This is a genomic window from Paeniroseomonas aquatica, from assembly GCF_030409335.1.
In the GTDB taxonomy this organism is placed as follows: Bacteria; Pseudomonadota; Alphaproteobacteria; order Acetobacterales; family Acetobacteraceae; genus Belnapia; species Belnapia aquatica.
The window spans coordinates 21,854-40,810 of the sequence record NZ_JAUFPN010000080.1 but is presented as its reverse complement, the minus strand read 5'-3'; the positions used below and the strand labels follow the sequence as shown (position 1 = coordinate 40,810).

Genomic DNA, 18,957 nt, shown 5'->3' with positions numbered 1-18,957 from the left:
TCCCCTCAGTATTCCCCGCGATCCTAAGCACCCCCGGCGCGGCTTCCAAGTGCGGGTGCGGTAGCTTTCCCGATCACTCACGTCACGGTTGCGGCGGGCGAGGCGCCATGGCACCTCTCCGGCATGTTCCAGCGCCGATCGATCCTCACGATTCCCGTGGCCCTCCTCGCCCCCGAGGCCATGGCCGCCACCAGCGGCTTCGAAACCTTCCTCGATGGGGTCCGCGGCGATGCCCGCCGGGCCGGCGTCTCAGCCGCGACCCTGCAACGGGCGCTGGCCGACCTCCGCCCGAACGACCGGGTGCTGGAGCTCGACCGCAAGCAGCCCGAGGGCACGCTGAGCTGGGAGCAGTATCGCGACCGCATCGTCTCCCAGACCCGGATCGACAATGGCCGGCGCAACTACGCGGACAACCGCAGCCTGCTTTCCGCCATCGGCACCCGCTACCGGGCCGACCCCCGCGTCATCGTCGCCATCTGGGGCATGGAGACCAACTTCGGCACCAACACCGGCGGCTTCGGCGTCATCGAGGCGCTGGCGACCCTGGCCTGGGACGGCCGCCGCTCGGACTATTTCCGCAGCGAGCTGATCGCCGCGCTGCGGGTCCTGGACGGCGGCCATGTCACCCCGGCACGCATGCGCGGGAGCTGGGCCGGCGCCATGGGCCAGCCCCAGTTCATGCCCTCCAACTTCGAGCGCCTCGCGGTCGACTTCGACGGCGACGGCCGCCGCGATATCTGGGACAGCCGGGCCGACGCGCTGGCCTCGATCGGCAACTACCTTGCCCGCAACGGCTGGCGGGACGGGGAGCCCTGGGGCCAGGCCGTGCAGCCGCCCGCCGGCTTCGACCCGGAACGGGCCGATACCGAGGCCAAGCGCCCGTTGCGCGAATGGTCCCGCATCGGCTTCCGCCGGGCCAGCGGCGGGCCGCTGCCGGCGACCGAACTCGAGGCCAGCGTCATCGTGCCGCGCAACGGCAATGGCCAGATCTTCCTCTGCCATCAGAATTTCCGCGTGATCCGCCGCTACAACCCGCCGATCAACTATGCCTTGGCGGTCGGGCTGCTCTCGGACAACTTCGGTTGAAAGCGGCGGCCGCCCTCACGCTCGCCCTGCTGGCGGCGGGCTGCGTCCGGCCGGCCCCGCCTTCGCCCCCCGTCCAGTCCCGCTACATGCTGGGTCAGCCATATGCGATGGGCGGCGTCTGGTCCTATCCGAAGGAGGATTTCGGCCTGGAGGAGAGCGGCATCGCCGCCATCCTGCCACGCAGCGGCCGCGGCCGCCGGACCACCAATGGCGAGGCCTACGACCCCGACCGGCTGATGGGCGCCCATCGCACCCTGCAACTGCCGGCCATCGTCACCGTCCTGAACCTCGAGAATGGCCGCGAGATCCGCCTGCGGGTGAATGACCGCGGCCCGGCCCAGCCCGGCCGCATCCTCGGCCTGTCGCCGCGCGCCGCGGCGTTGCTCGGGATCCCGGCGACGGGCGCGGCGCAGATCCGCCTGCGGGTGGATGCGGCGCCCAGCCAGGCCCTGGCGCGCGCCCTGCCGAACCTGGAGAGTCCTGGCCCCACCCTGGCCCCGGTGCCGCGGGCCGCGGTGGAGAGCGAGGCGCTGGCGCCGCTGCCCGGCGCCCGCGACAGCCAGCGGATCCGTCAGGCCCCGGTCCGCCCGGTTGCGATCCTCGTCGCCGACAGCCATCCCGAAATGCCGCCCGACCCTTTGCCCGAGCAGGTGACGACGACCCAGCCCAGGCCCGGCCGGCTGCTCATCGAGGCCGGCAGCTTCTTCCGCCGCGACCTCGCCCAGCGCCAGGCGGCGCGGCTCGCCGGGCTGCAGGCCCGGGTGGAGCCTTTCGGCTCCGGCCGGCAGCCGCAGTTCCGCGTCCGCCTCGGGCCCTATCCCAGCCTGGCCGACGCCGATCTCGCGCTGAGCATCCTGCTCGCCGCCGGCACGTCCGAGGCACGGTTGCTGGTCGAGTAGCCACCGCAGTGCAACATCCGCCGGCAAATCCCCGGCTACTCTCACTTTCTACCCATGCGTGTTCGCCGTCCTGCGGCTATGCTGCGGCGGCCTATGCGGAGCGATCCGCGCATCGGAGTGCGCCATCCATGCCATCCCGCCCTGTCCTGCCGGGGCCCAGCCTCCCCGGGTCCAACGCTCGTGGGGCCGGGCGCCGCAGCCTGCTGCTGCCGGCCGCCGCGGCCCTCACCACCGCCAGCCTGCCGCTCGGCGCGTCCGCCCAGGCACAGCCGCGCCCGGCCGGTCCCCGCCCGTCCGGCCCGCGGACCCCGGCCGGCCCGACGCCCACGCCGGCCAGCACGCCGCTCGGCCCCTTCGACACCATCGCCCGCCAGGCCCTGATCCGGGACGCCGATACCGGCGAGATCCTGCTCAGCAAGAATGCCGACGAGCGGATGCCGCCGTCGTCGATGTCGAAGCTGATGACCATGTACATGGTCTTCTCCATGCTGAAGGCGGGGCGGCTCAAGCTCGACCAGGAACTCCCGGTCAGCGAGCGGGCCTGGCGGATGCAGGGCAGCAAGATGTTCGTCCAGCTCGGCAATTCCATTCCGGTCGAATCGCTGATCCGCGGCGTCATCGTGCAGTCGGGCAACGATGCCTGCGTGGTGCTGGCGGAAGGCATCTCGGGCTCCGAGCAGCAATTCGCCGAGGCCATGAACGTCAAGGCCCGCGAGATCGGCCTGACCAACAGCAATTTCCGCAACGCCACCGGCTGGCCCGACCCGGAGCACCGGATGACCTGCGCCGATCTGGCCACGCTGGCGCAGCGGATCATCAACGACTTCCCCGACTACTATAAGTACTACAACGAGCGCAGCTTCACCTGGAACGGCATCAGCCAGGACAACCGGAATCCGGCGCTGCTGAAGGTGCCGGGCGCCGACGGGCTGAAAACCGGCCATACCGAGGAGGCCGGCTACGGCCTGACGGCCAGCGCCAAGCGCGGCGACCGCCGCCTGATCCTGGTCTTCAACGGCCTGCCCAGCATGCGGGCCCGGGCGGAAGAGAGCGAGCGGCTGCTCGAGTGGGGCTTCCGCGAGTTCGAGAACGTGGTGCTGTTCCGCGCCGCCGAGGTGGTCCAGGAGGTGCCGGTCCATCTCGGCGAACGCCCGACGGTGCCGCTGGTCGGCGGCCGGGACCTGGTGGTGACCATGCCGAAGGCCTGGCGCCAGCGCATGCAGGTGCGGCTGCGCTACGACCAGCCGGTCGCGGCGCCGGTGGCGAAGGGGCAGAAGCTCGGTGCCCTGGTCGTCTCCGGCCAGGGCATGCAGGGCGCCGAGCATGAGCTCTTCGCCGGCGCCGACGTCGAGCGGCTGGGCCTGTTGCCGCGCATCCCGGCGGTGATCGGGCGCTGGTTCGCCGGCAGCTGATGCGGCGCGGCCGCTTCATCACCCTGGAAGGCGGCGGTATCACCCCCTGGGGTGTGTACCGTGTGTGTGGGTGGCTTGCGGAGACAAGGGGTTTGCCCGGTGGTGCAGTCTTGAGAGTCGCAAATCAACTGCTGCCCAATAAGATCTGAGAGGAGACAGCACCATGGTCTCAGATCTGCAGATAACGGGCGAATATCCGGCAAACTATCACGGCAATGTGTCTAAGATGCACTCTCATCGGGTATTCCCAGGGTTCTTTGCCGTCGTCGAAGGCGTCGACGGCAGTGGAAAGACCAGTGCTCTGGCCCACCTTAAGAAGGTGCTGGAGGTTGAATACCCGGACCTCATTTTGACACGGGAGCCGGGTGGAACGCCGGAGGGCAATGCTATTCGTGGTCTGGTGGTGTCGTCGGGCACCTTAAACTGGGACCCTACCGCCGAGCTTCTCGTAATGGCAGCTGCTCGAGCGCAACACGTCGCAGCTGTGATCCGCCCGGCGCTTGAGGCTGGTCGTGTTGTACTCTGTGACCGCTTTGTTGGCTCAACGATCGCTTACCAAGGAGCGGGGCGAGGTTTGGATGTCAACAGCATCCGCGAGATTCATAAGCTTACTACTGGCGACCTGCAGCCCGACTTAACGCTGGTGCTAGACGTAGATCCGGAAGTTGCCCTCAAGCGTAGCCATGCACGATTGAGCGGGAGCGGCGTCAACGAGGGAAGATTTGAGGCGCTTGAACTTGGATTTCACCAGCGTGTGCGTGAGAGTTTCCTAGCCCAAGCTTCAGCCAATCCTGAGCGGTACGCGGTGATTGATGGGCACCGGGACGTTCTGGAAATATGGAACGATTTGAATCAAATCCTTTCTTCAGCGTTGGCGTGCGCCAAGAGCAGGTAAGCTGCTCGCCCCCCGCCCTGGCATTCCAGGCGATTGGCTGGGTGGGGGATTCTCGAATATTCGTTCGGCTTCGAACTGACGCGTTTGGAAGCAATGTAGCCGCCGCAAACAAAGTTTCCTGGCGCATCGCTGGTCTCGATGTCGAGCAGGCCCGAAGACGAGATTTCCTTGCGTCCTGTCCGCCCCGGATTCCTTATCGCTACAGCCACCGCAATGAAGATAGCGAACCGGTCCGAGCGCATCAAATAACTCCAGCCCAAGTCCACAAAAGTTTCTTAATTTTATTGCTTGGGCCGAGGATGGGGAAATTGGAGAGGATTCAAGGTATGCCAGCGGAGCGAGAGTTACCATACTCAACCAGCCGAGCTTATATCAATGCGGGCGCAGGCGGAATTCACGACGGGTATCTACCTTTGCCAGCGACACTTGCCTACATACCGAATGGAATTGCGCCAGCGCGCATGTCACAGGATCTTTTGTTTCACTACACAAAAGCCTTAGCCTTTGGGGCCATAGTTGAGAGTGGCTGTCTGTGGGCGGGTGATCTCCGAGCGATGAATGATTATACTGAGCTGATATATGCGGAAGACTTGCTCATCCGGCGTCTGGAGTTCTTTAAGGCTCCTGTATCTTTAGTCAATGCAGTTAAATCGGAAATCGATTGTCTGCGGGTTGTCGATGTTTTTTCTGTTTCATTTTCAAAAACGAGAGAACTTAAAAGTCAGTGGATTGGCTACGCTAAAGAGAACGGGTTATGTTTTAGTTTACCAATGGAAGTTATTAAAACTGCAATGAGACTAGATGAAAAAATCTATGTAGACGAAATTATATATGATGTGAGGGCGCAGGCTTTTTTGATTGACCCGGTGGCAAAAAGTATCATGACGTACACCGGTGACTTGAATAACAAGCAAAAATTCAGAGATTTCTTGACGACCACAATATCGGGGAATTTCACTCCATTCGCGCCATTCTTAAAGCACCCTACTTTTTTCGAGGAGCGCGAAGTACGACTAATATTTGAAAAACCAACGGAGATTTTTAGCACGATACTAAACGGCAAACCATTCAGGTATGCCAAATTTCCATATAGAAGATATTTCGATCTGAGTGATGGCGTAGACCACATGTTTCAAGAAATATATACGGCACCGCGTCGAACGGGTGAGATGGAGCGCATGAAAGAGATAGACGCGATTTTAACTCGTACACAGTCGAGGTTTTCAGTGATAATCGCATCGCGTGTTCCTTATGAGTTTTAGTTTGTGAAACACTCGGACGTAAGTGCTTGGATCTCAGAACATTCCTAAAACCGCCAAGCCATGCAGCCCTTGGTATCCAACGTACAGTCCGACGCAGATGATCACGGCGCTTGAGAAGTACGGTGCGCGCTGCGCGAAGGCGCCAAAGCTTGACCAGCGTTGCGACACATGTCGGACGCTTAGAGCAGCAGCAACCCCCGCCGTTACCATCGTCAGCGCAAGGCCAATGCTGAAGCACAGCACCAAGGCGACGCCCAGGGTGAACTCCTTGAGCTGAAGGCACAGCAGCAGCACGGTGATGGCGGCCGGGCATGGGATCAAACCACCGGTCAGACCGAACATGATGATCTGGCCGGTCGTGACGTGACGATTGCCAAAGCGCTGCCGAATGTCGTTGGCATGCGCACGCTGATGAGCGTCTTCGTACTCACCTCCCGACAGGTCCAGGCCTTCATGGTGGTGGCCGTGATCATGTTCGGCGAACGCTACGTCGTAGTTGCGGGTGGCACTACCTTGCGCCAGACAGAGGTGAGCGGTGAACGCGTGCGGTTCTGGGATCTCTTCGAGAGATTCCAGGTAGGTGCCGCGGTCTGCAAAGGCGAAGGCTTGCCGGGTGCCATCTGGCCGCTCAGTGGTGATGGTGACCTCTTCGGCCTTCCAGCCGCGGCCGCTCTCGAAGCGAACTCGCCAACGCGGCGGCACGTCCTCCTCGAACACCTCCAGAGCCAGGATGCCGTGGCCGGTGTCGATGCGCCGCACCTCTTCTTCGTGGTGGTGGTCATGCTCGGCCAGGCTCGCTTGCCGTCCGTCGCGCCAGGTGCGCCAAACCATCCAAAGCGCCACGCCGATGATGAGGACGGCGGACGCGACCTGAAAATAGGGTTCGGTAGTCTCGGCATCAAACTGGCCACCAATATGCAGACCGACTAGGGCGACGGCCCAGACGACGGCGGTATGGGAGATAGTCGCGGCCAGGCCGAGCAACACCGCCTGCGTCACGGTGCCGCGTACGGCGATGATGAAGGCTGCCATCATCGTCTTGGAGTGGCCGGGCTCGAGGCCGTGCAGCGCACCAAGCAAGATGGCTGAGGGAATGAACAGCCAGGCGTGGGCCGTGCCCTGCTGGAGGAGTTCGGAAAGAGGGGTCATCGGTTAAAGCTCACAGGTACTTGGTGATTTCCTTGAATTCCTCGATGGCGCGACGCGCCTCGGGGGCCGGCCCATCGGCCGCATGTTCAAGGCAATGGTCAATGTGATCGTGGATTAGCGCCCGCTTGGCGTTCGCCACCGCCTTCTCGACGGCATGAAGCTGCTGAGCCAGCTCGAGGCAGGGGCGCCCGGCCTCGATCATGCCGACGATGCTGCGCAGGTGCCCCTCGGCCCGCTTGAGGCGCTTGGCGATCTCGGGGTGGCTGAGATGGAGGGCAGCGTCATTCATGCCCTTAACCTATCCCCCCGGATAGGATACGCAAGGACGCGCACCATTACAGAGGCTCCATGAACCAGGTCCTTGCTCCTTACGCCCTCTACGTCGCGCTCTATTTAGGGGTGGCGCTCACCGGTGGGTCGGTCGTCCACCTGCCGCTTGATCCAGGCCGGTACCTGCTGATTGGTGCCATCGGCGTGGTGATCTTCATTGTCGCTTCGGCCCTGGACGCCCGGCGTCGGCATGCTTCGGCGGTCGAGGGCGGCAGCGGGGCTCTCGGTCGCTAAATCGCCTGGAGTGTGGTGCTATCGCTCGGCCTCGGCATGCTCAGCGGCTCCATCCAGCACTTCCTCGACTTTCCGCACTACGCGGCGGTGTTGCTGCCGCTTGGGGTGCCGGTGACGCTGGTCGCCTACATGGCGCGGGAGCGCTTAAGCCTGCCGCGGCCGCAGCTGCTACGGCTGGGTGGGGTGGCAATCGCGTTCACGCTGGCGCTGGCGCTTGGCTTGGACGTCCTAGCCGACGAGCTCGTGCCGCACGGGCACGATCATTAAGGATCGGCAGGCAGCCGGCGGCAGTCATGTCGCCGACTGCCCGCCCCACAACCCTACATCGGTCGCCATTCGATGTGGCGGAACAACACCCGACCGGTATGAGTCTGCAATCCGATGAACCGTGGGTTGCCTGGCGTAGATGGTCGGCCGCGTGGCGACTGAGGTCCGCCCGCAAACTGGAAGTTGTTCACGACCCGATTGTTGAGGGCGACCACGAGGTTCGGGCCATCGACGGTTATCCTGTAGCGGTTCCACTCGCCGGGCGGGTGGACAACGACCGGGCCGTCGGTCGGCCCTTTGAAAGAATAGACAGCGCCGGTGCGATGGATCCCCGCGCCGTCGGGGCGTGCCAGCTCATCGATCTGGATTTCGAATCCGAAATCGACACCGACGAAGGCAGTGTTGTCGTATCCTTGGCCCTCCGGGTCGGGAAAGCCTACGAAGACGCCCGAGTTGTCATCGGGCGCCGTCATCATCCACTCCAGCTGCAACTCGTAGCGCGGTGGTGTTGGCTGGTTGAGCCACAAGAGGCCGAGATCGGTGCCCGGCTGCGCTTCCAGCGCTCCTCGCCGGATGAGGAACTGGCCCGAGTTGTCGCGGCCTGGCTGATTGCGGATGGTGGACATCCGCCAGTTCGCTCGGTTCACCCCATCAAACAAGGTGACAAACGGGTTGGCGGACGCGAAGGCGACCGGTGTGATAATGCGGTCCCCGGTGCGACGCGCCAGCGCAATGCCGCTGAGCATCGGATTGGGCGAACCGATGCTGGGAAAGAGGCAAGGACCGGCCGCGTAGAGATTTTCGGTGTGGTGAAAACGGCCATTTGCATCAGTCACGCTGCGCGCTGGATCCGTGCCCATCCACAATGTGCCAGCCTCATGATGCGTCGTGCCAAGCCCATCCCGCGAGAGCGCCTGGACAAGGTCTACAGGCTGGCCATTGGCGAAGAGGGTGGCCACCTGCTGTATGGTGGCATCCATGACGTTCCATAATGCGTTATCGCGGATGGTTGGCGACAGCGTTACGTTCGCGCGGCGGACATTGTACTCATCCAGGCCCGCATAGAGCTTCACTCGGCTGGGGTGCGTGGCAAGCGTGGCTGGTGTACTCATGTCGGACGGCTCCATTTCGCCAATACCACGGATGGCAATGGACACGTGCGTGTCGGTCGAGGTTCGCAGTTGGTCGAAGAACTCGACGTCAGGGATTTTCCTGAACAGCTCGTCCTCTGCTCCAACTGTGTTGCCGCCACCACTGGCAGAAATCTGCAGGTGGAAACGGCCGAGCTGATTGCCGCCCTGCTGCGCCAGGCACTTCAAGAACAGGACCGAGGTCTGTAGCTCGGTGGTCAATGCCGACAACCCAGGCACAGCAGCCCGAGGCACCCGGATCACCATGTTTGAGCGAAGATGCCCGATCAGGTTTTCGCCCATCAGTGGAAAAGTCGGAATGCCTGTATTGTCGAACGAGAGTTGAGCAAGGCGGGCACTTTCAATAGTCCCCAAGGCGATGACGGCAGTGCCTCCTGGCGCCAAGTCGATGAAGCCTGCGCTCGTCTCGGCGCCGGTAATGCGCCATGTGCCGCTGGCCGTCGGTGCGGTCCGCAACGAGATCACATGCGTCCCGGGCAGCACCATGAACTCCTTGGTGGCGTCGGTGGTGCCAGGCACGTTGACGGCGGTGAGAGGTGGCTCGGGAAATTCGGACAGTCCGATAAGTGGATTTCCTGCCTGACAGCGGCGAAGCTGCCGCGGATCAGGAGCGAGAATGACGAAGCGAACACGGCGGACGCATGGCCCTACTTTCAAGGCGAAGGTGGCGCTGGCGGCGATCAAGGGCGAGAAGACGCTGGCCGAGTTGGCCAAGCTGTTCGATGTGCATCCTGGCCAAATCACGGCCTGGAAGGCGCAGCTGCAGGAGGGCGCGGCGGGCGTCTTCGGGTCTGGCCCTGCCACCGAGGCAGTGCCGCCGGTCGACCTGAAGCTGCTGCATGCGAAGATCGGAGAGTTGACGCTGGAGAAGGATTTTTTATCCGGCGCGCTCAGCAAGGCCGGCCTGCTGAGCGCCAAGCGATGATCAACCGTTGGCACGAGTTGCCTGTGGTTCGGCAGGCCGCGCTGCTGCAGGTAAGCCGGAGCAGCGTCTACGCCCTGCCTCGACCGGTGCCGCCGGCTCGGCTGGCGATCATGCACCGGATCGATATGCTGCATCTGGAACACCCCTTCGCGGGCAGCCGGATGCTGCGCGACCTGCTGCGCGCCGAGGGGGTGGTGATCGGCCGGGTTGCGGTAGCGACCCTTATGCGACGGATGGGGATCGAGGCGCTGTATCGCCGGCCGAATACGTCCAAACCTGCGCCAGGGCACAAGATCTACCCATATCTGCTACGCGGCTTGGTGATTGACCGCCCGAACCAAGTCTGGGCGATGGACATCACATATATCCCAATGGCACGCGGCTTCGTCTACCTGGCCGCGGTGCTGGATTGGTTCAGCCGACGGGTGCTGGCCTGGCGGCTGTCGATCACGCTGGAGGCCGAGTTCTGCATCGACGCGGTGCAGGATGCCTTGGCGCGCCACGGCAAGCCGGAGATTTTCAACACCGACCAGGGCAGCCAATTCACCAGCGCGGCCTTCACCGGGATGCTGCAGGACCAGGCGATTCGCATCAGCATGGATGGCCGCGGCGCTTGGCGGGACAACGTCTTCGTCGAGCGGTTGTGGCGCTCGGTGAAATACGAAGAGGTCTACCTGCGGGCCTATGACAGCGTGAGCGAGGCGCGCACCTCACTCGGGCGGTATCTGGCCTTTTACAATGGACGGCGGCCACACTCGAGCCTGGGCGCAAGGACGCCGGAGCGGGCCTATCTCGACCATCTGCCGCCAGCGATGGCAGCCTGACAACGCCACCGGCGCCGTGGCCCCGCTCCGGTCGGGCTACGCCCTCCCTACGCGAGGCCACGGCGCCAGCAAGACGTGCCTCTCAACCGGCAGAGAAACCACTTATCGGGACCGAAACGCTGTAGCTGGAAATCGAGCCACCTCTGTGCGCGAGGCCTTCATCAACAGAGGCACCGTGCTGAACTTGTTCAATGGAAAGAAGCCGGCGTGCGGCGGCCGCGCCTGGACCCCGAGTGGCGCTTCCAGCTTGAGCATGTTCTCCAGCTGAGCCGTGGACAGGCCGCCGATAGAAAGTGGCCCGAGTAGCTCGGCCGCTGTCGTACCTGGCTTCAACAGTGGTGATGGAGGAAGGGCGGCGAGCGCTGTTGCGTCACCTATCGTACCAATCTGATCGAAAAGGCGCCGGCGCAAGGCACTATGCAGCTCCCCGAAAATGAAGTCGTTTGTCTCATCGACACCGATCTGGCGCGTGCTCTCATCGAAGTAGCGGGGTTCGAGGTCGGCAACCGTCGCAGGCGGCCAGCTCGCCGTTTCCTGCGGCAGCAGTCGTGGCGACCAACCACCCCAATAAAGCGACCGGCCCCCGAGCGTGTAAGCCAGGCCTTTGAAGGGGATCGTGGACTTCCACGGGACGCCCCACACTTCGTTGCGCGGCGGCTCCGGCTGCGGCGCCGCCTCGTTCAGAAGAAAGGGCTGACTTGGATCATTGAAGCCTTGGATACCGGTGTTTTGGGTGTGCTCTGGGATGGTGAACATCCCGGCGTCGACGACCAGGGTCCGCAGACCGCCGCCGGTTTGCTTCTGCCGAAACCAGAGATGTTCGGCGATCGCGGAGCCGAACGTACCTCCGCCGATGACCAAGATATCAAAGGGTCGGCCACCTGCGACTTTCCATTCATTCACCTCAGTAATATCGTTGCAAAGATATCGACCCTGGATATCCTTCGTAAAAGACGTGCTTTCCGTGGTCTTTGGCATATTATCCTCCCTTTTTTATGATGCCTGATAAAAACACGCTGACTTGCTCAAGGAACCGCTTTGATATGAGCTTTACTACAAAGGCCTCAAAACAGATCAGACGGTAGTCTTGATCTACAGCGTGCTTGTCTTGCCGCCTTCAGGCAGTTTGATACTGTACGTGCGACGCCGCCTGCTGCCGTATCTGGAAAAGGCAGGACCGAGCTGACGTTGATCTCGCAGAGCACGTAGGTGTCCTGGCCGGCGGCATCTGGCGGCCCGAGAAGAAAATCGGCGTCCCAGATCGCGGGCAAGGCGGCCGGCGCCAGATCAAGGATGCCCAACATGGAGGGCAGCCAAGCCTCCTCCATCATCTGACGCAGGCGCTGGAACGGGGCAGCGGACGGCTCATGCATCGTCTTTGCCGAGGCCATCCCCAAAGCGGGCCGGCCCGCGGCAGCAGTCTCGCGCCGGGGCCACTGCTCGGACCATCCGACGACTTGGTCCTGCGAGAGATAGCAGCGGATCATCCCCTCGCCGACGCGCGGCTGGAATGCCTGATCGATCAGGCAGCCCCCGTCCGAGAAGTAGGGTCGGCAGCGTTCGATTAACGCCGGCATGGGCACGGCTTCGATCCCGTCATCTGCCGCCGCTTGCACCACAAGCAAGGTGGTGATGGACCAATGATCTGGTGTCTCGGGGTGGTGGGGTGCGGCCTGATGTTGCAGTTCCACTTTCCAGACGCCTTGGCCGTCGTTGCCCCGCTGCGGCTTCAGGATACGAGGCCGTCCCGCCTCTAAGCGCGAGGGAAACCGCTTCTGGAACACCTCGAACGTTTCGTAGAGATGAGTATCGGCGTCCCAGCTCATGCTGCGGGTGCGGAACAATACCTCCTTCGTGCCCATCGCCCGGATCACGTCCGGATCGGCACTTACCCAAACGCCGCTGCAGGCCACCTGCCGCAGCATTGGGTCCAGCCGGGAGCGATCCTGCCCATCGGCGAGCGGATTGACCCACACCATGACCCCGTCACACCGCAGTAACTGGTCACGGACGGTATCGGTCGCCTCGTCGGCATAGAGTACCGGCTCAACCGTCACCCCGGCCTGGGTCAGCGCCTCGGTCAACGGCTCCAGCCGGGTGCGATGCCGGCTGAAGGGGTCGGGCGCGTCCGGGTTGCCCCGCCACAGTAGGGCGAGCCGGAGCGCGCGATTGGCTGGATCAGCTGACCGACCGGCACTGGGCTTAGCATCCTGGTTCATGGCACCCAAACCCCGAGTTATCGCAGTGCTTCCACCTCAAAGCTGTCGAAATGCGTAAGGCTGTCGGCCTTGGTCCATACCCCGACTTGGCCGGCGTTCGTGAAGGTCCAGTCGGTCGAGGAAAACAGCGCTCGCCCGTCTAGCCAAACCTCAAAGCGCTCACCTTCAGCCCGCAGGCCAAGCGTTTGCCATCGGTCACGTGGCACCGGCACATCGATGCCGGCGAACTGGATGCGCCGGCCGTCCACGACGCGGTACAGGCGGACATTGTTTTCCAACGCGTTGGCGCGGGCGACGTAGTAGTTGCGGTCGTCGCGGTATCGCAGCACCAAGCCGGCCGCTTGGTCCACCTGTCCATCGATGGCGCGGAAGCGCACCGAGAGGGCCGCGTCTCGTGCGCTCACGCCGTTGAGCATTGCGAGTGGAAACCGGTTGTCTGTGCGGTCGCGGCTTGTCTCCGCCAGCACTTTCGGGCCTGCCGGCGCGGACGCGTCCTCCAGCACCACCCAGCGTGGCGGCGGGCCGCCACCGGTGAGGGCTATGCTGAAGCCAGGCGGAGGGGCGCCGAGCGGCGCCCCCTCGAAGTCGACCCGATGCCGCTGTGATTGGGCTTCCGCCTGACGGTCCGCCAACACGAGACCAACCAGGCCGAACAGACCACGCCGCTGCATGGCGCGAACCCTAGCCGCTCGGGCGGCTGTTGGTGCGGTCGATGGCCGCACGCAGCCCACGCGCCAGCTTCTCGCCATCATCGACCGCCCAGAAATGCATGAAGAACAGCCGTGGCTCCTCGCCGATCATATGGTTGTGGATGGCCGTCACCTCGATGCCATTCTCCAGTAGCGCCCGCTGCACTGGCACGACTTCATTGGCGGTCAAGACGAAGTCACCGGTAATCGCAGCCTTGCCGTTGCCGGCCGCCTGAAAGTTGATAGCGGTGCCGAGACCAAGTGCCGGCGGGACGTCCATACCGTTCTCGCGGATGGTCTCGGCGCGTGGCACCGAGACGCCATACACCCCACCAGATGCACGCCCTTCGCGGCCGAGTGCTCGAGTGATGGCGGCAGTATCGAGGCCTTCGATGCGTTCTGGACCAGCGGAGGCCGACGCAGCTGCTCCCTGCAACGGAGTGGCGCTTTCTTGCAGGGCGGCCCGCAGTGCCGCGGCGAGCTTTGCGGCCTCACCATGTCCGGCCACATGCATATACATGGTCGCCGGCTGTGCCCGCAGCACATGATTATGCAGCGCCGTGACCTCGAGCCCGGCGGCGGCCAGACGACGCATGACCGGGGCCACCTCGGTATCGAGCAGCACCAGGTCGCCCATCACCATCAGTTCCTGGCCGTGCGGGTGGAAGGCAAGCCACGAGCCAAGCGCGAAACCAGGTCGCAGTTGGACGCCATCCAGCATGACCTTCAGATCGGTGCGCGGCAGGCCGACACGCCAGACCCCGCCCGGCATCTCCGTGCCTGGCTTGCCGAGCACATCATCCACGGTGCGGTGCCAATCGGCACTGGGCGTTCCACTGGACGACTGGGCCATGGCAGCAGCCGGCAGCAGAAGTGCAGTGGCCAGGAGGGCAGCACGGTATGTGAGCTTAAGCATGGTAGGGTTTCCTCTTATGGATTTAGGCACCAAGGCCGAGGGCGAGCCGTACGAGAAGGCCAGTCCCGGCGGAGACGCCTAGGGTTTTCACGACGCCAAGTTTGAGGCGGAACAGGCAGACGGCCGAAAGTATGGCCAGGCCAAGCGCGGTCAGGTCGAGTGAGGTCAATACGGGCAGTTCCACCCCAAGGGGGCCGAGCTGAACGGCCTGCATGTCACGAAACAGCACTCGCAGACCGAACCAAACAGCAAGGTTGGCAACGACGCCGACCACAGCCGCGGTGATCGCCGCCAACGCGCCGGAGAGCGCCTTATTCTCCTGCAGACGCTCGATCCAAGGTGCGCCCAGAAAAACGAAGACGAAGCAGGGCGCAAAGGTGACCCACAGCACCAGCGCCGATGCGGCGATGCCGCCCGGCACGCCCGTCAGTGCCTCTGGTGCACGGAAGCCGGCCAAGAAGCCGACGAACTGCAACACCAGGATCAGCGGCCCTGGTGTAGTCTCCGCCAAGCCAAGGCCAGCCAGCATCTCCGGCGCCGACAGCCACTGATAGGATTGCACCGCGTCCTGGGCGACATAGGCCAGTACCGCATAGGCACCGCCGACCGTCACGACCGCCATTTTGGAGAAGAACCAGGCCACGTTGGCGTAGGTACCGCCGGCGCTTAGGAGCGCCGCGACAGGCAGCAGCCAGAGCGCCAGGCCGATATAGCCCGCCCGCCGCGCACCGATCGCCAATCGTGCCGGCCGGCCCGGATCGGCCGCCAGCACAGCATCGATCACCGCCGGCGCATCGTTTTTGGCGCTCCCGTGACTGCCATGCGCAAAGGCATGGGGTGCCAGATATCCGATGATCGCGGCTGTCAGCACGACTAGCGGGAAGGGTACGCTTAGGAAAAACAGGGCGGCAAAGGCCGCACCTGCCAGCCCCCAGGCCGCCTTTCCCTTCAGCGCCCGTCGCCCGATCCGCAGCAACGCCTCGACTACCAGGACGAGGACGGCACATTTCAGCCCAAAGAACAGGGCGGCGATCAACGGCACATCACCCAGGGTCGCGTAGATCAGCGACAGGGCGAGCATGACCGCAGCGCCTGGGAGGACGAAGAGAAGACCGGCCGCTAATCCACCGCGCACTCCGTGCATCAGCCAGCCAAGATATGTGGCGAGCTGTTGGGCCCGGGTCCTGGCAAAAGGGTGCAGAAGTTCAGTCCATGCAGGAACCGACGATCGCCAATCCAACGTCGCTCATCGACTACCTCCCGGTGCAGTAGCGCGATTTGGCCGGCCGGGCCGCCGAAGGAGAGCAGGCCGATCTTCAACCAGACGCGCAGTGCTTCGGCAAAGGATGGCAACCGCGCCTCGGCGTCTGCCTTCGCCTGTTTTGTTTGATCCAGGGCCTCCACTGTCGCGTGGCTCATGGCGCCGCCTCTTTGTGGCTGCCGGATTGGCCGGCAGGCCAGTTATGCGTCTCGGCGACGGCATCGCGGCTCCAGCGGTAAAAGGCATCGTAGAGCCCCATGGCTGCGTCGAGCTGCGCCAGATCGTCGCGGTACATGCGTGACAGCCCAAGTGAGGCAGCGAGCAGGCCGGCCGATTCCGGGACAAGGTCCGGCCGGGCTGTGTCGGCACCGCGCACAATCAGGGCCAGCCGTTTCAGCGGCTCCGATTCCAGGCCGAACTCCTCGACCATGGCGTCAAAGGTGCAGCGCTCACCCCGATGGCTCCAGAACACCTCCTCGATGTCGAATGGGGTGGCATTGAAGCGCTCGGCCACTGCGGTGACCTCTGACGGTGCGACGAACAGGAAGACCGCATTCGGGTCCACGAAGCGTCGAATCAGCCAGGGGCAGGCTATGCGGTCGACTTTGGGACGCGCGCGGGTAACCCAGACCGTTTGATCTTGGTTATTGCGCAGTGGGATATGGTCGGGGCGCAGCAGCGTGCCAATGCCGGCCGACTTCACCCAGGCTTCGAAGCCACCATCGAGCACCTCAGCCATGGCGCCACTTTGACGGAGCCAGGCAGCGACACCCTGGCTGAGCTTCAGGCCACGCTGACAGATGACTACGACCGAACGGCCGGCATAGTCGGCGGCCCAGTTGGTGACTGTGCGCGCGTCGCGGCGAAAGGAGGCCGGCAGCAGCCGGGGATCGGTCGCGTAGTCGTCCTCGGTGCGCACATCGAGAAGCAGCGGCGCATCGGGCAAGCCGATCAGCCGAGAGAGTTGTGATGTGGTAATGGTATCGGGCGCCGGCATGATACGTCCTCTCCCTCAAGTGTGGAGTTTCGGACGCGATCCTTCAGCCGAAGCCTCACGGGGCAATCGCGGTAATCCCCTTAGCACCGACCTAAGGGTTAGAAGAGGCTGATGTCAATATCAGGTAGTGCCGGCGCGGAAGGTGACGATGCGAGCGGTAGCGGAAAAGTTCGATTTACCAACGATACTAAGGCGTTGCTTGGGGTAGGTTGGACTTCCGACGAGATCGTTTGGGGTCGCGCACGGCGACTATACCTGTCCCAAGGCTGCATGTTTCATCCGAATTTTAGAACGCCATTATGATGCGAGCCCTATTTTAGGGGCTCCCTCCCTGCGGCCGGATAAGGCGACCACGGGGCGGTGTTGGAGAGCGGTAAGAAACTGAGATCGAGGCCTGGAACAGGCCGCTCATAGTGAATAACGCTGGACGCGCCCGACCGGGTAATCCATATGTAAGCACATTCGTGCTTACAGGAGGCGATCATGGCAGCTGTAGCGAGGAAAGCAGGACGAGGCGGCGTGACTGGCGGCTCGCGGCGCTTCTCGGCTGCTCGTGCCAGTGCGGGGAACAGCGAAGGCATCCGCATCGAGAAAGCATTTTTCAAGGCGGCGCCCGAGTTCGATACGGCCAGTACCGTCACGGTCGATCTGATCGGCCCGGGTAAGGCGCTGATCAGCGTGACTTCGGCGCCTGAGAAGACAGAGGGAGACCCGGTGATCAGTGCCTGGTTGAGTTTCGTCGAACGCGATATCCAGGAGAACCCGGGCCGCCTTATGCCATTGGCGGAAGGGGAGCTGACGGCACTCGAGCAGCTGGTGAACGGGGTCGTCGTGGGCGACAGCGAGGAAATTCCCGACGACGTGATCTTCTGAAATGGCGTCTCCACCGGTGCCGAAGGCGCCCTTGCTGGGTGCGCAGAGGCTCGGTTGGCACCTCGTCCTCTACCCCGCTTTTCGAAACCGGCTGCTGACCCTCGCCGGTGAGGTCGCTGCAGCAAAGGCGCAGAACACGCCGGGGTGGGAGGGCTCCTCCAAAGCGAAGCTCCTCAAGCGCGTCGTCGACCTGATCACTACCGAGATCCCCCGGAACCCTGCCGCGCCAGAATACGAACAGGGGAACACGATCGGGGCGGATGCCAGGGGATGGCGCCGAGCTAAGTTCCTCGGCCGGTTCCGCCTGTTTTTCCGCTTCGACAGCAAGTCGAAGGTCATCGTCTACGCTTGGGTGAACGACGAAGGTACCCTGCGGAAAGAGGGCTCCTCCACGGATCCTTACGCGGTTTTCCGCTCCATGCTGCTTGCAGGCGATCCACCGCATGGATGGGATGCGCTGCTCGAGGCGTGCAGGACCGTGCCTAGTGCCGAGCGGCGCCAAGCCCAGGAGGCGCTCCTGGGTCCGCTGGCACCAGTGGCGGAAACCGCCGGTGAACCGCCTCCAAAGAAGACGACCAAGAAGGCCAAACGACGCTGATCCATGGCGGGTGGAAGTAGCCACTCACCTCAAATGGCAACTCAATAGCGCCGGGGCTGCGGTGCTGAGGCGGAGGGTGTGTCGGGCGCCTGGCTAGACACGGAAGCCGGCATACCGATGCCCACTCCTATGGCATAGGATCGCCTCGCTAATATGCCCTTGCTGTTACAGTCCGCCGCTGCTGCTGCTGTGGGAATTCGTCCTGCAGCAATGCATAGTTGCCGAACAAAATGTGAACTACGAAAGCACGGGCTGAGGCTACCCTTGGGCGTTGTGGGCAGGGGTCTCGGGGGTCGCCATGGAAGTAGAGCGCGTCGGAGCGTGGATGGTGCTTCGCGATCAGGACGGGCGGCGCCATGCGCTGAAGCCTGGGGCATTGCTCGGCGCCTGTGAGATGGTCGAGCAGGACACGACGCTTCTGCTGCTTCCGGGTGGGAAGATGGTTGTCGTGAGCTATGACCTCGATACGGTTCTGGAGGCGCTCCAGCCCAGCCGGCCAACCTGACTGCCACATCCTGCCGGTTGCTTGCGAGATCTGAGCGACCTTCAAACAAACTCTGGTTCTCAGAGCTTCTGGAAGGTGCCGTCCTTCAGAAGGGTTCCAACTTCGACCTCGCCGTCTTTTTCGTGGATGACCGTTCCTGGTCGGCCCTTGTTCGCGTAATATAGGCTAATGCTTGGCCTGCGGATGTTCCACGCAGGAGGCGTCTGGGCGGAAGCACGAAGCCTGGCTGAAATCCCGTCGCTGTGGCGGATGTTTTGCAGGGCATTCATCGCACGCTGTTCCGGCGTCAGCTCGGGACCTACGACGATGACATCGCCGCACCTCACCGTTCTGGTTGGACCATCAATAGAGCTCGAATGAACGGTCACGCCGGTTCGGGACTGTGTTGCCATCCTTTTTTAGCTCTCCAGGTGTGCCAGATAGCGCCGTATCCAGCCTGATGACAGGATACGCGACACGCATCTG

Annotated in this window: 21 protein-coding genes and 1 pseudogene; 11 read left to right on the top strand and 11 right to left on the bottom strand. The window is 63.3% G+C overall.

The window, feature by feature from the left end:
- The first annotated feature begins 123 nt into the window (after nt 1-123).
- The 5 genes from QWZ14_RS08320 to QWZ14_RS08300 all read left to right on the top strand — a co-directional run bounded on the left by QWZ14_RS08320 (nt 124) and on the right by QWZ14_RS08300 (nt 5,554).
- The gene (locus QWZ14_RS08320) at nt 124-1,086 is read left to right on the top strand and encodes a lytic murein transglycosylase (RefSeq protein WP_290316166.1); all 963 of its coding nucleotides are present in this window, start codon (nt 124-126) and stop codon (nt 1,084-1,086) included.
- Complete coding sequence (locus QWZ14_RS08315; protein ID WP_290316165.1) at nt 1,083-1,985, top strand: septal ring lytic transglycosylase RlpA family protein; 903 nt, start codon at nt 1,083-1,085, stop codon at nt 1,983-1,985. The genes QWZ14_RS08320 and QWZ14_RS08315 overlap by 4 nt, the downstream gene beginning before the upstream one ends.
- Nucleotides 1,986-2,113: 128 nt before the next feature.
- Complete coding sequence (locus QWZ14_RS08310; RefSeq protein ID WP_290316164.1) at nt 2,114-3,397, top strand: D-alanyl-D-alanine carboxypeptidase family protein; 1,284 nt, start codon at nt 2,114-2,116, stop codon at nt 3,395-3,397.
- Nucleotides 3,398-3,560: 163 nt separating this feature from the next.
- Nucleotides 3,561-4,292: a dTMP kinase gene (gene tmk / locus QWZ14_RS08305; protein WP_290316163.1), complete on the top strand. Its 732-nt coding sequence runs from the start codon at nt 3,561-3,563 to the stop codon at nt 4,290-4,292.
- A complete protein-coding gene (locus QWZ14_RS08300) occupies nt 4,235-5,554 on the top strand; it encodes a DUF2971 domain-containing protein (RefSeq protein WP_290316162.1) in 1,320 nt (439 codons plus the stop codon). Before tmk ends, QWZ14_RS08300 begins: the two co-directional genes overlap by 58 nt.
- A 33-nt stretch (nt 5,555-5,587) precedes the next feature.
- On the opposite strand, the gene QWZ14_RS08295 is transcribed toward QWZ14_RS08300, so the two are convergent.
- Together QWZ14_RS08295 and QWZ14_RS08290 are read right to left on the bottom strand one after the other, a co-directional pair.
- Nucleotides 5,588-6,703, bottom strand: coding sequence for a nickel/cobalt efflux transporter (locus QWZ14_RS08295; protein WP_290316160.1), 1,116 nt, complete (start codon nt 6,701-6,703; stop codon nt 5,588-5,590).
- A gap of 10 nt (nt 6,704-6,713) precedes the next feature.
- The gene (locus QWZ14_RS08290; RefSeq protein ID WP_290316159.1) at nt 6,714-6,992 is read right to left on the bottom strand and encodes a metal-sensing transcriptional repressor; all 279 of its coding nucleotides are present in this window, start codon (nt 6,990-6,992) and stop codon (nt 6,714-6,716) included.
- Between the two features lie 59 nt (nt 6,993-7,051).
- Here QWZ14_RS08290 and QWZ14_RS08285 point away from each other — a divergent pair, with 59 nt between their 5' ends.
- Both QWZ14_RS08285 and QWZ14_RS08280 read left to right on the top strand, forming a co-directional pair.
- The gene (locus QWZ14_RS08285; protein WP_290316158.1) at nt 7,052-7,267 is read left to right on the top strand and encodes a hypothetical protein; all 216 of its coding nucleotides are present in this window, start codon (nt 7,052-7,054) and stop codon (nt 7,265-7,267) included.
- A 15-nt stretch (nt 7,268-7,282) separates the two neighbouring features.
- Nucleotides 7,283-7,534 carry a hypothetical protein gene (locus tag QWZ14_RS08280; RefSeq protein ID WP_290316157.1) on the top strand — a complete coding sequence of 84 codons (252 nt, stop codon included), beginning with the start codon at nt 7,283-7,285 and terminating at the stop codon, nt 7,532-7,534.
- A gap of 53 nt (nt 7,535-7,587) precedes the next feature.
- Here the strand turns inward: QWZ14_RS08280 and QWZ14_RS08275 are convergent, their stop codons facing one another.
- Nucleotides 7,588-9,369 (bottom strand): family 16 glycoside hydrolase, encoded by a 1,782-nt coding sequence (locus QWZ14_RS08275; protein WP_290316156.1) that lies wholly within the window; start codon nt 9,367-9,369, stop codon nt 7,588-7,590.
- On the opposite strand from QWZ14_RS08275, the gene QWZ14_RS08270 reads away from it, so the two are divergent.
- A protein-coding gene (locus tag QWZ14_RS08270) for an IS3 family transposase (RefSeq protein ID WP_290316155.1) occupies nt 9,302-10,434 on the top strand; the annotation gives its coding sequence in 2 pieces (ribosomal slippage) (nt 9,302-9,566 and nt 9,566-10,434; 1,134 coding nt in all). The genes QWZ14_RS08275 and QWZ14_RS08270 overlap by 68 nt on opposite strands.
- Nucleotides 10,435-10,536: 102 nt before the next feature.
- Here the strand turns inward: QWZ14_RS08270 and QWZ14_RS08265 are convergent.
- The 7 genes and pseudogenes from QWZ14_RS08265 to QWZ14_RS08235 all read right to left on the bottom strand — a co-directional run bounded on the left by QWZ14_RS08265 (nt 10,537) and on the right by QWZ14_RS08235 (nt 16,516).
- Entirely contained in the window at nt 10,537-11,412 is an 876-nt protein-coding gene (locus tag QWZ14_RS08265) for a hypothetical protein (protein WP_290316154.1), read from the bottom strand.
- An 86-nt stretch (nt 11,413-11,498) separates the two neighbouring features.
- Complete coding sequence (locus tag QWZ14_RS08260; RefSeq protein WP_290316153.1) at nt 11,499-12,653, bottom strand: Cj0069 family protein; 1,155 nt, start codon at nt 12,651-12,653, stop codon at nt 11,499-11,501.
- A gap of 17 nt (nt 12,654-12,670) precedes the next feature.
- The gene (locus QWZ14_RS08255; protein WP_290316152.1) at nt 12,671-13,324 is read right to left on the bottom strand and encodes a hypothetical protein; all 654 of its coding nucleotides are present in this window, start codon (nt 13,322-13,324) and stop codon (nt 12,671-12,673) included.
- A gap of 10 nt (nt 13,325-13,334) precedes the next feature.
- A complete protein-coding gene (locus QWZ14_RS08250) occupies nt 13,335-14,258 on the bottom strand; it encodes a DUF1259 domain-containing protein (protein WP_290316151.1) in 924 nt (307 codons plus the stop codon).
- A 22-nt stretch (nt 14,259-14,280) separates the two neighbouring features.
- On the bottom strand, nt 14,281-14,880 hold the full coding sequence (locus QWZ14_RS31930; protein ID WP_353959286.1) for a chromate transporter: 600 nt from the start codon (nt 14,878-14,880) through the stop codon (nt 14,281-14,283).
- Nucleotides 14,881-15,162: 282 nt separating this feature from the next.
- Nucleotides 15,163-15,677, bottom strand: a pseudogene (locus tag QWZ14_RS31925) (chromate transporter); the annotation flags it as partial.
- The gene (locus QWZ14_RS08235) at nt 15,674-16,516 is read right to left on the bottom strand and encodes a sulfurtransferase/chromate resistance protein (RefSeq protein ID WP_290316148.1); all 843 of its coding nucleotides are present in this window, start codon (nt 16,514-16,516) and stop codon (nt 15,674-15,676) included. The gene QWZ14_RS08235 and the pseudogene QWZ14_RS31925, both read right to left, overlap by 4 nt.
- A 483-nt stretch (nt 16,517-16,999) precedes the next feature.
- On the opposite strand from QWZ14_RS08235, the gene QWZ14_RS08230 reads away from it, so the two are divergent.
- The 3 genes from QWZ14_RS08230 to QWZ14_RS08220 all read left to right on the top strand — a co-directional run bounded on the left by QWZ14_RS08230 (nt 17,000) and on the right by QWZ14_RS08220 (nt 18,492).
- Nucleotides 17,000-17,389 (top strand): type II toxin-antitoxin system PrlF family antitoxin, encoded by a 390-nt coding sequence (locus QWZ14_RS08230; RefSeq protein WP_290316147.1) that lies wholly within the window; start codon nt 17,000-17,002, stop codon nt 17,387-17,389.
- A gap of 31 nt (nt 17,390-17,420) precedes the next feature.
- A complete protein-coding gene (locus tag QWZ14_RS08225; protein WP_290316146.1) occupies nt 17,421-17,987 on the top strand; it encodes a type II toxin-antitoxin system YhaV family toxin in 567 nt (188 codons plus the stop codon).
- A 325-nt stretch (nt 17,988-18,312) separates the two neighbouring features.
- Nucleotides 18,313-18,492 carry a hypothetical protein gene (locus QWZ14_RS08220; RefSeq protein WP_290316145.1) on the top strand — a complete coding sequence of 60 codons (180 nt, stop codon included), beginning with the start codon at nt 18,313-18,315 and terminating at the stop codon, nt 18,490-18,492.
- A 59-nt stretch (nt 18,493-18,551) separates the two neighbouring features.
- On the opposite strand, the gene QWZ14_RS08215 is transcribed toward QWZ14_RS08220, so the two are convergent.
- Nucleotides 18,552-18,884 (bottom strand): hypothetical protein, encoded by a 333-nt coding sequence (locus QWZ14_RS08215; protein WP_290316144.1) that lies wholly within the window; start codon nt 18,882-18,884, stop codon nt 18,552-18,554.
- Between the last annotated feature and the right edge of the window lie 73 nt (nt 18,885-18,957).

What these genes read in the sequence shown, in the direction of transcription:
- QWZ14_RS08320 (WP_290316166.1), top strand. Translation starts at nt 124, where the DNA reads ATGTTCCAGCGCCGATCGATCCTCACGATTCCCGTGGCCCTCCTCGCC.
- QWZ14_RS08310 (WP_290316164.1), top strand. Translation starts at nt 2,114, where the DNA reads ATGCCATCCCGCCCTGTCCTGCCGGGGCCCAGCCTCCCCGGGTCCAAC.
- tmk (WP_290316163.1), top strand. Translation starts at nt 3,561, where the DNA reads ATGGTCTCAGATCTGCAGATAACGGGCGAATATCCGGCAAACTATCAC.
- QWZ14_RS08300 (WP_290316162.1), top strand. Translation starts at nt 4,235, where the DNA reads ATGGAACGATTTGAATCAAATCCTTTCTTCAGCGTTGGCGTGCGCCAA.
- QWZ14_RS08295 (WP_290316160.1), bottom strand. Translation starts at nt 6,703, where the DNA reads ATGACCCCTCTTTCCGAACTCCTCCAGCAGGGCACGGCCCACGCCTGG.
- QWZ14_RS08290 (WP_290316159.1), bottom strand. Translation starts at nt 6,992, where the DNA reads ATGAATGACGCTGCCCTCCATCTCAGCCACCCCGAGATCGCCAAGCGC.
- QWZ14_RS08285 (WP_290316158.1), top strand. Translation starts at nt 7,052, where the DNA reads ATGAACCAGGTCCTTGCTCCTTACGCCCTCTACGTCGCGCTCTATTTA.
- QWZ14_RS08265 (WP_290316154.1), bottom strand. Translation starts at nt 11,412, where the DNA reads ATGCCAAAGACCACGGAAAGCACGTCTTTTACGAAGGATATCCAGGGT.
- QWZ14_RS08260 (WP_290316153.1), bottom strand. Translation starts at nt 12,653, where the DNA reads ATGAACCAGGATGCTAAGCCCAGTGCCGGTCGGTCAGCTGATCCAGCC.
- QWZ14_RS08255 (WP_290316152.1), bottom strand. Translation starts at nt 13,324, where the DNA reads ATGCAGCGGCGTGGTCTGTTCGGCCTGGTTGGTCTCGTGTTGGCGGAC.
- QWZ14_RS08250 (WP_290316151.1), bottom strand. Translation starts at nt 14,258, where the DNA reads ATGCTTAAGCTCACATACCGTGCTGCCCTCCTGGCCACTGCACTTCTG.
- QWZ14_RS31930 (WP_353959286.1), bottom strand. Translation starts at nt 14,880, where the DNA reads ATGGCGGTCGTGACGGTCGGCGGTGCCTATGCGGTACTGGCCTATGTC.
- QWZ14_RS08235 (WP_290316148.1), bottom strand. Translation starts at nt 16,516, where the DNA reads ATGCCGGCGCCCGATACCATTACCACATCACAACTCTCTCGGCTGATC.
- QWZ14_RS08230 (WP_290316147.1), top strand. Translation starts at nt 17,000, where the DNA reads ATGGCAGCTGTAGCGAGGAAAGCAGGACGAGGCGGCGTGACTGGCGGC.
- QWZ14_RS08220 (WP_290316145.1), top strand. Translation starts at nt 18,313, where the DNA reads ATGGTGCTTCGCGATCAGGACGGGCGGCGCCATGCGCTGAAGCCTGGG.
- QWZ14_RS08215 (WP_290316144.1), bottom strand. Translation starts at nt 18,884, where the DNA reads ATGGCAACACAGTCCCGAACCGGCGTGACCGTTCATTCGAGCTCTATT.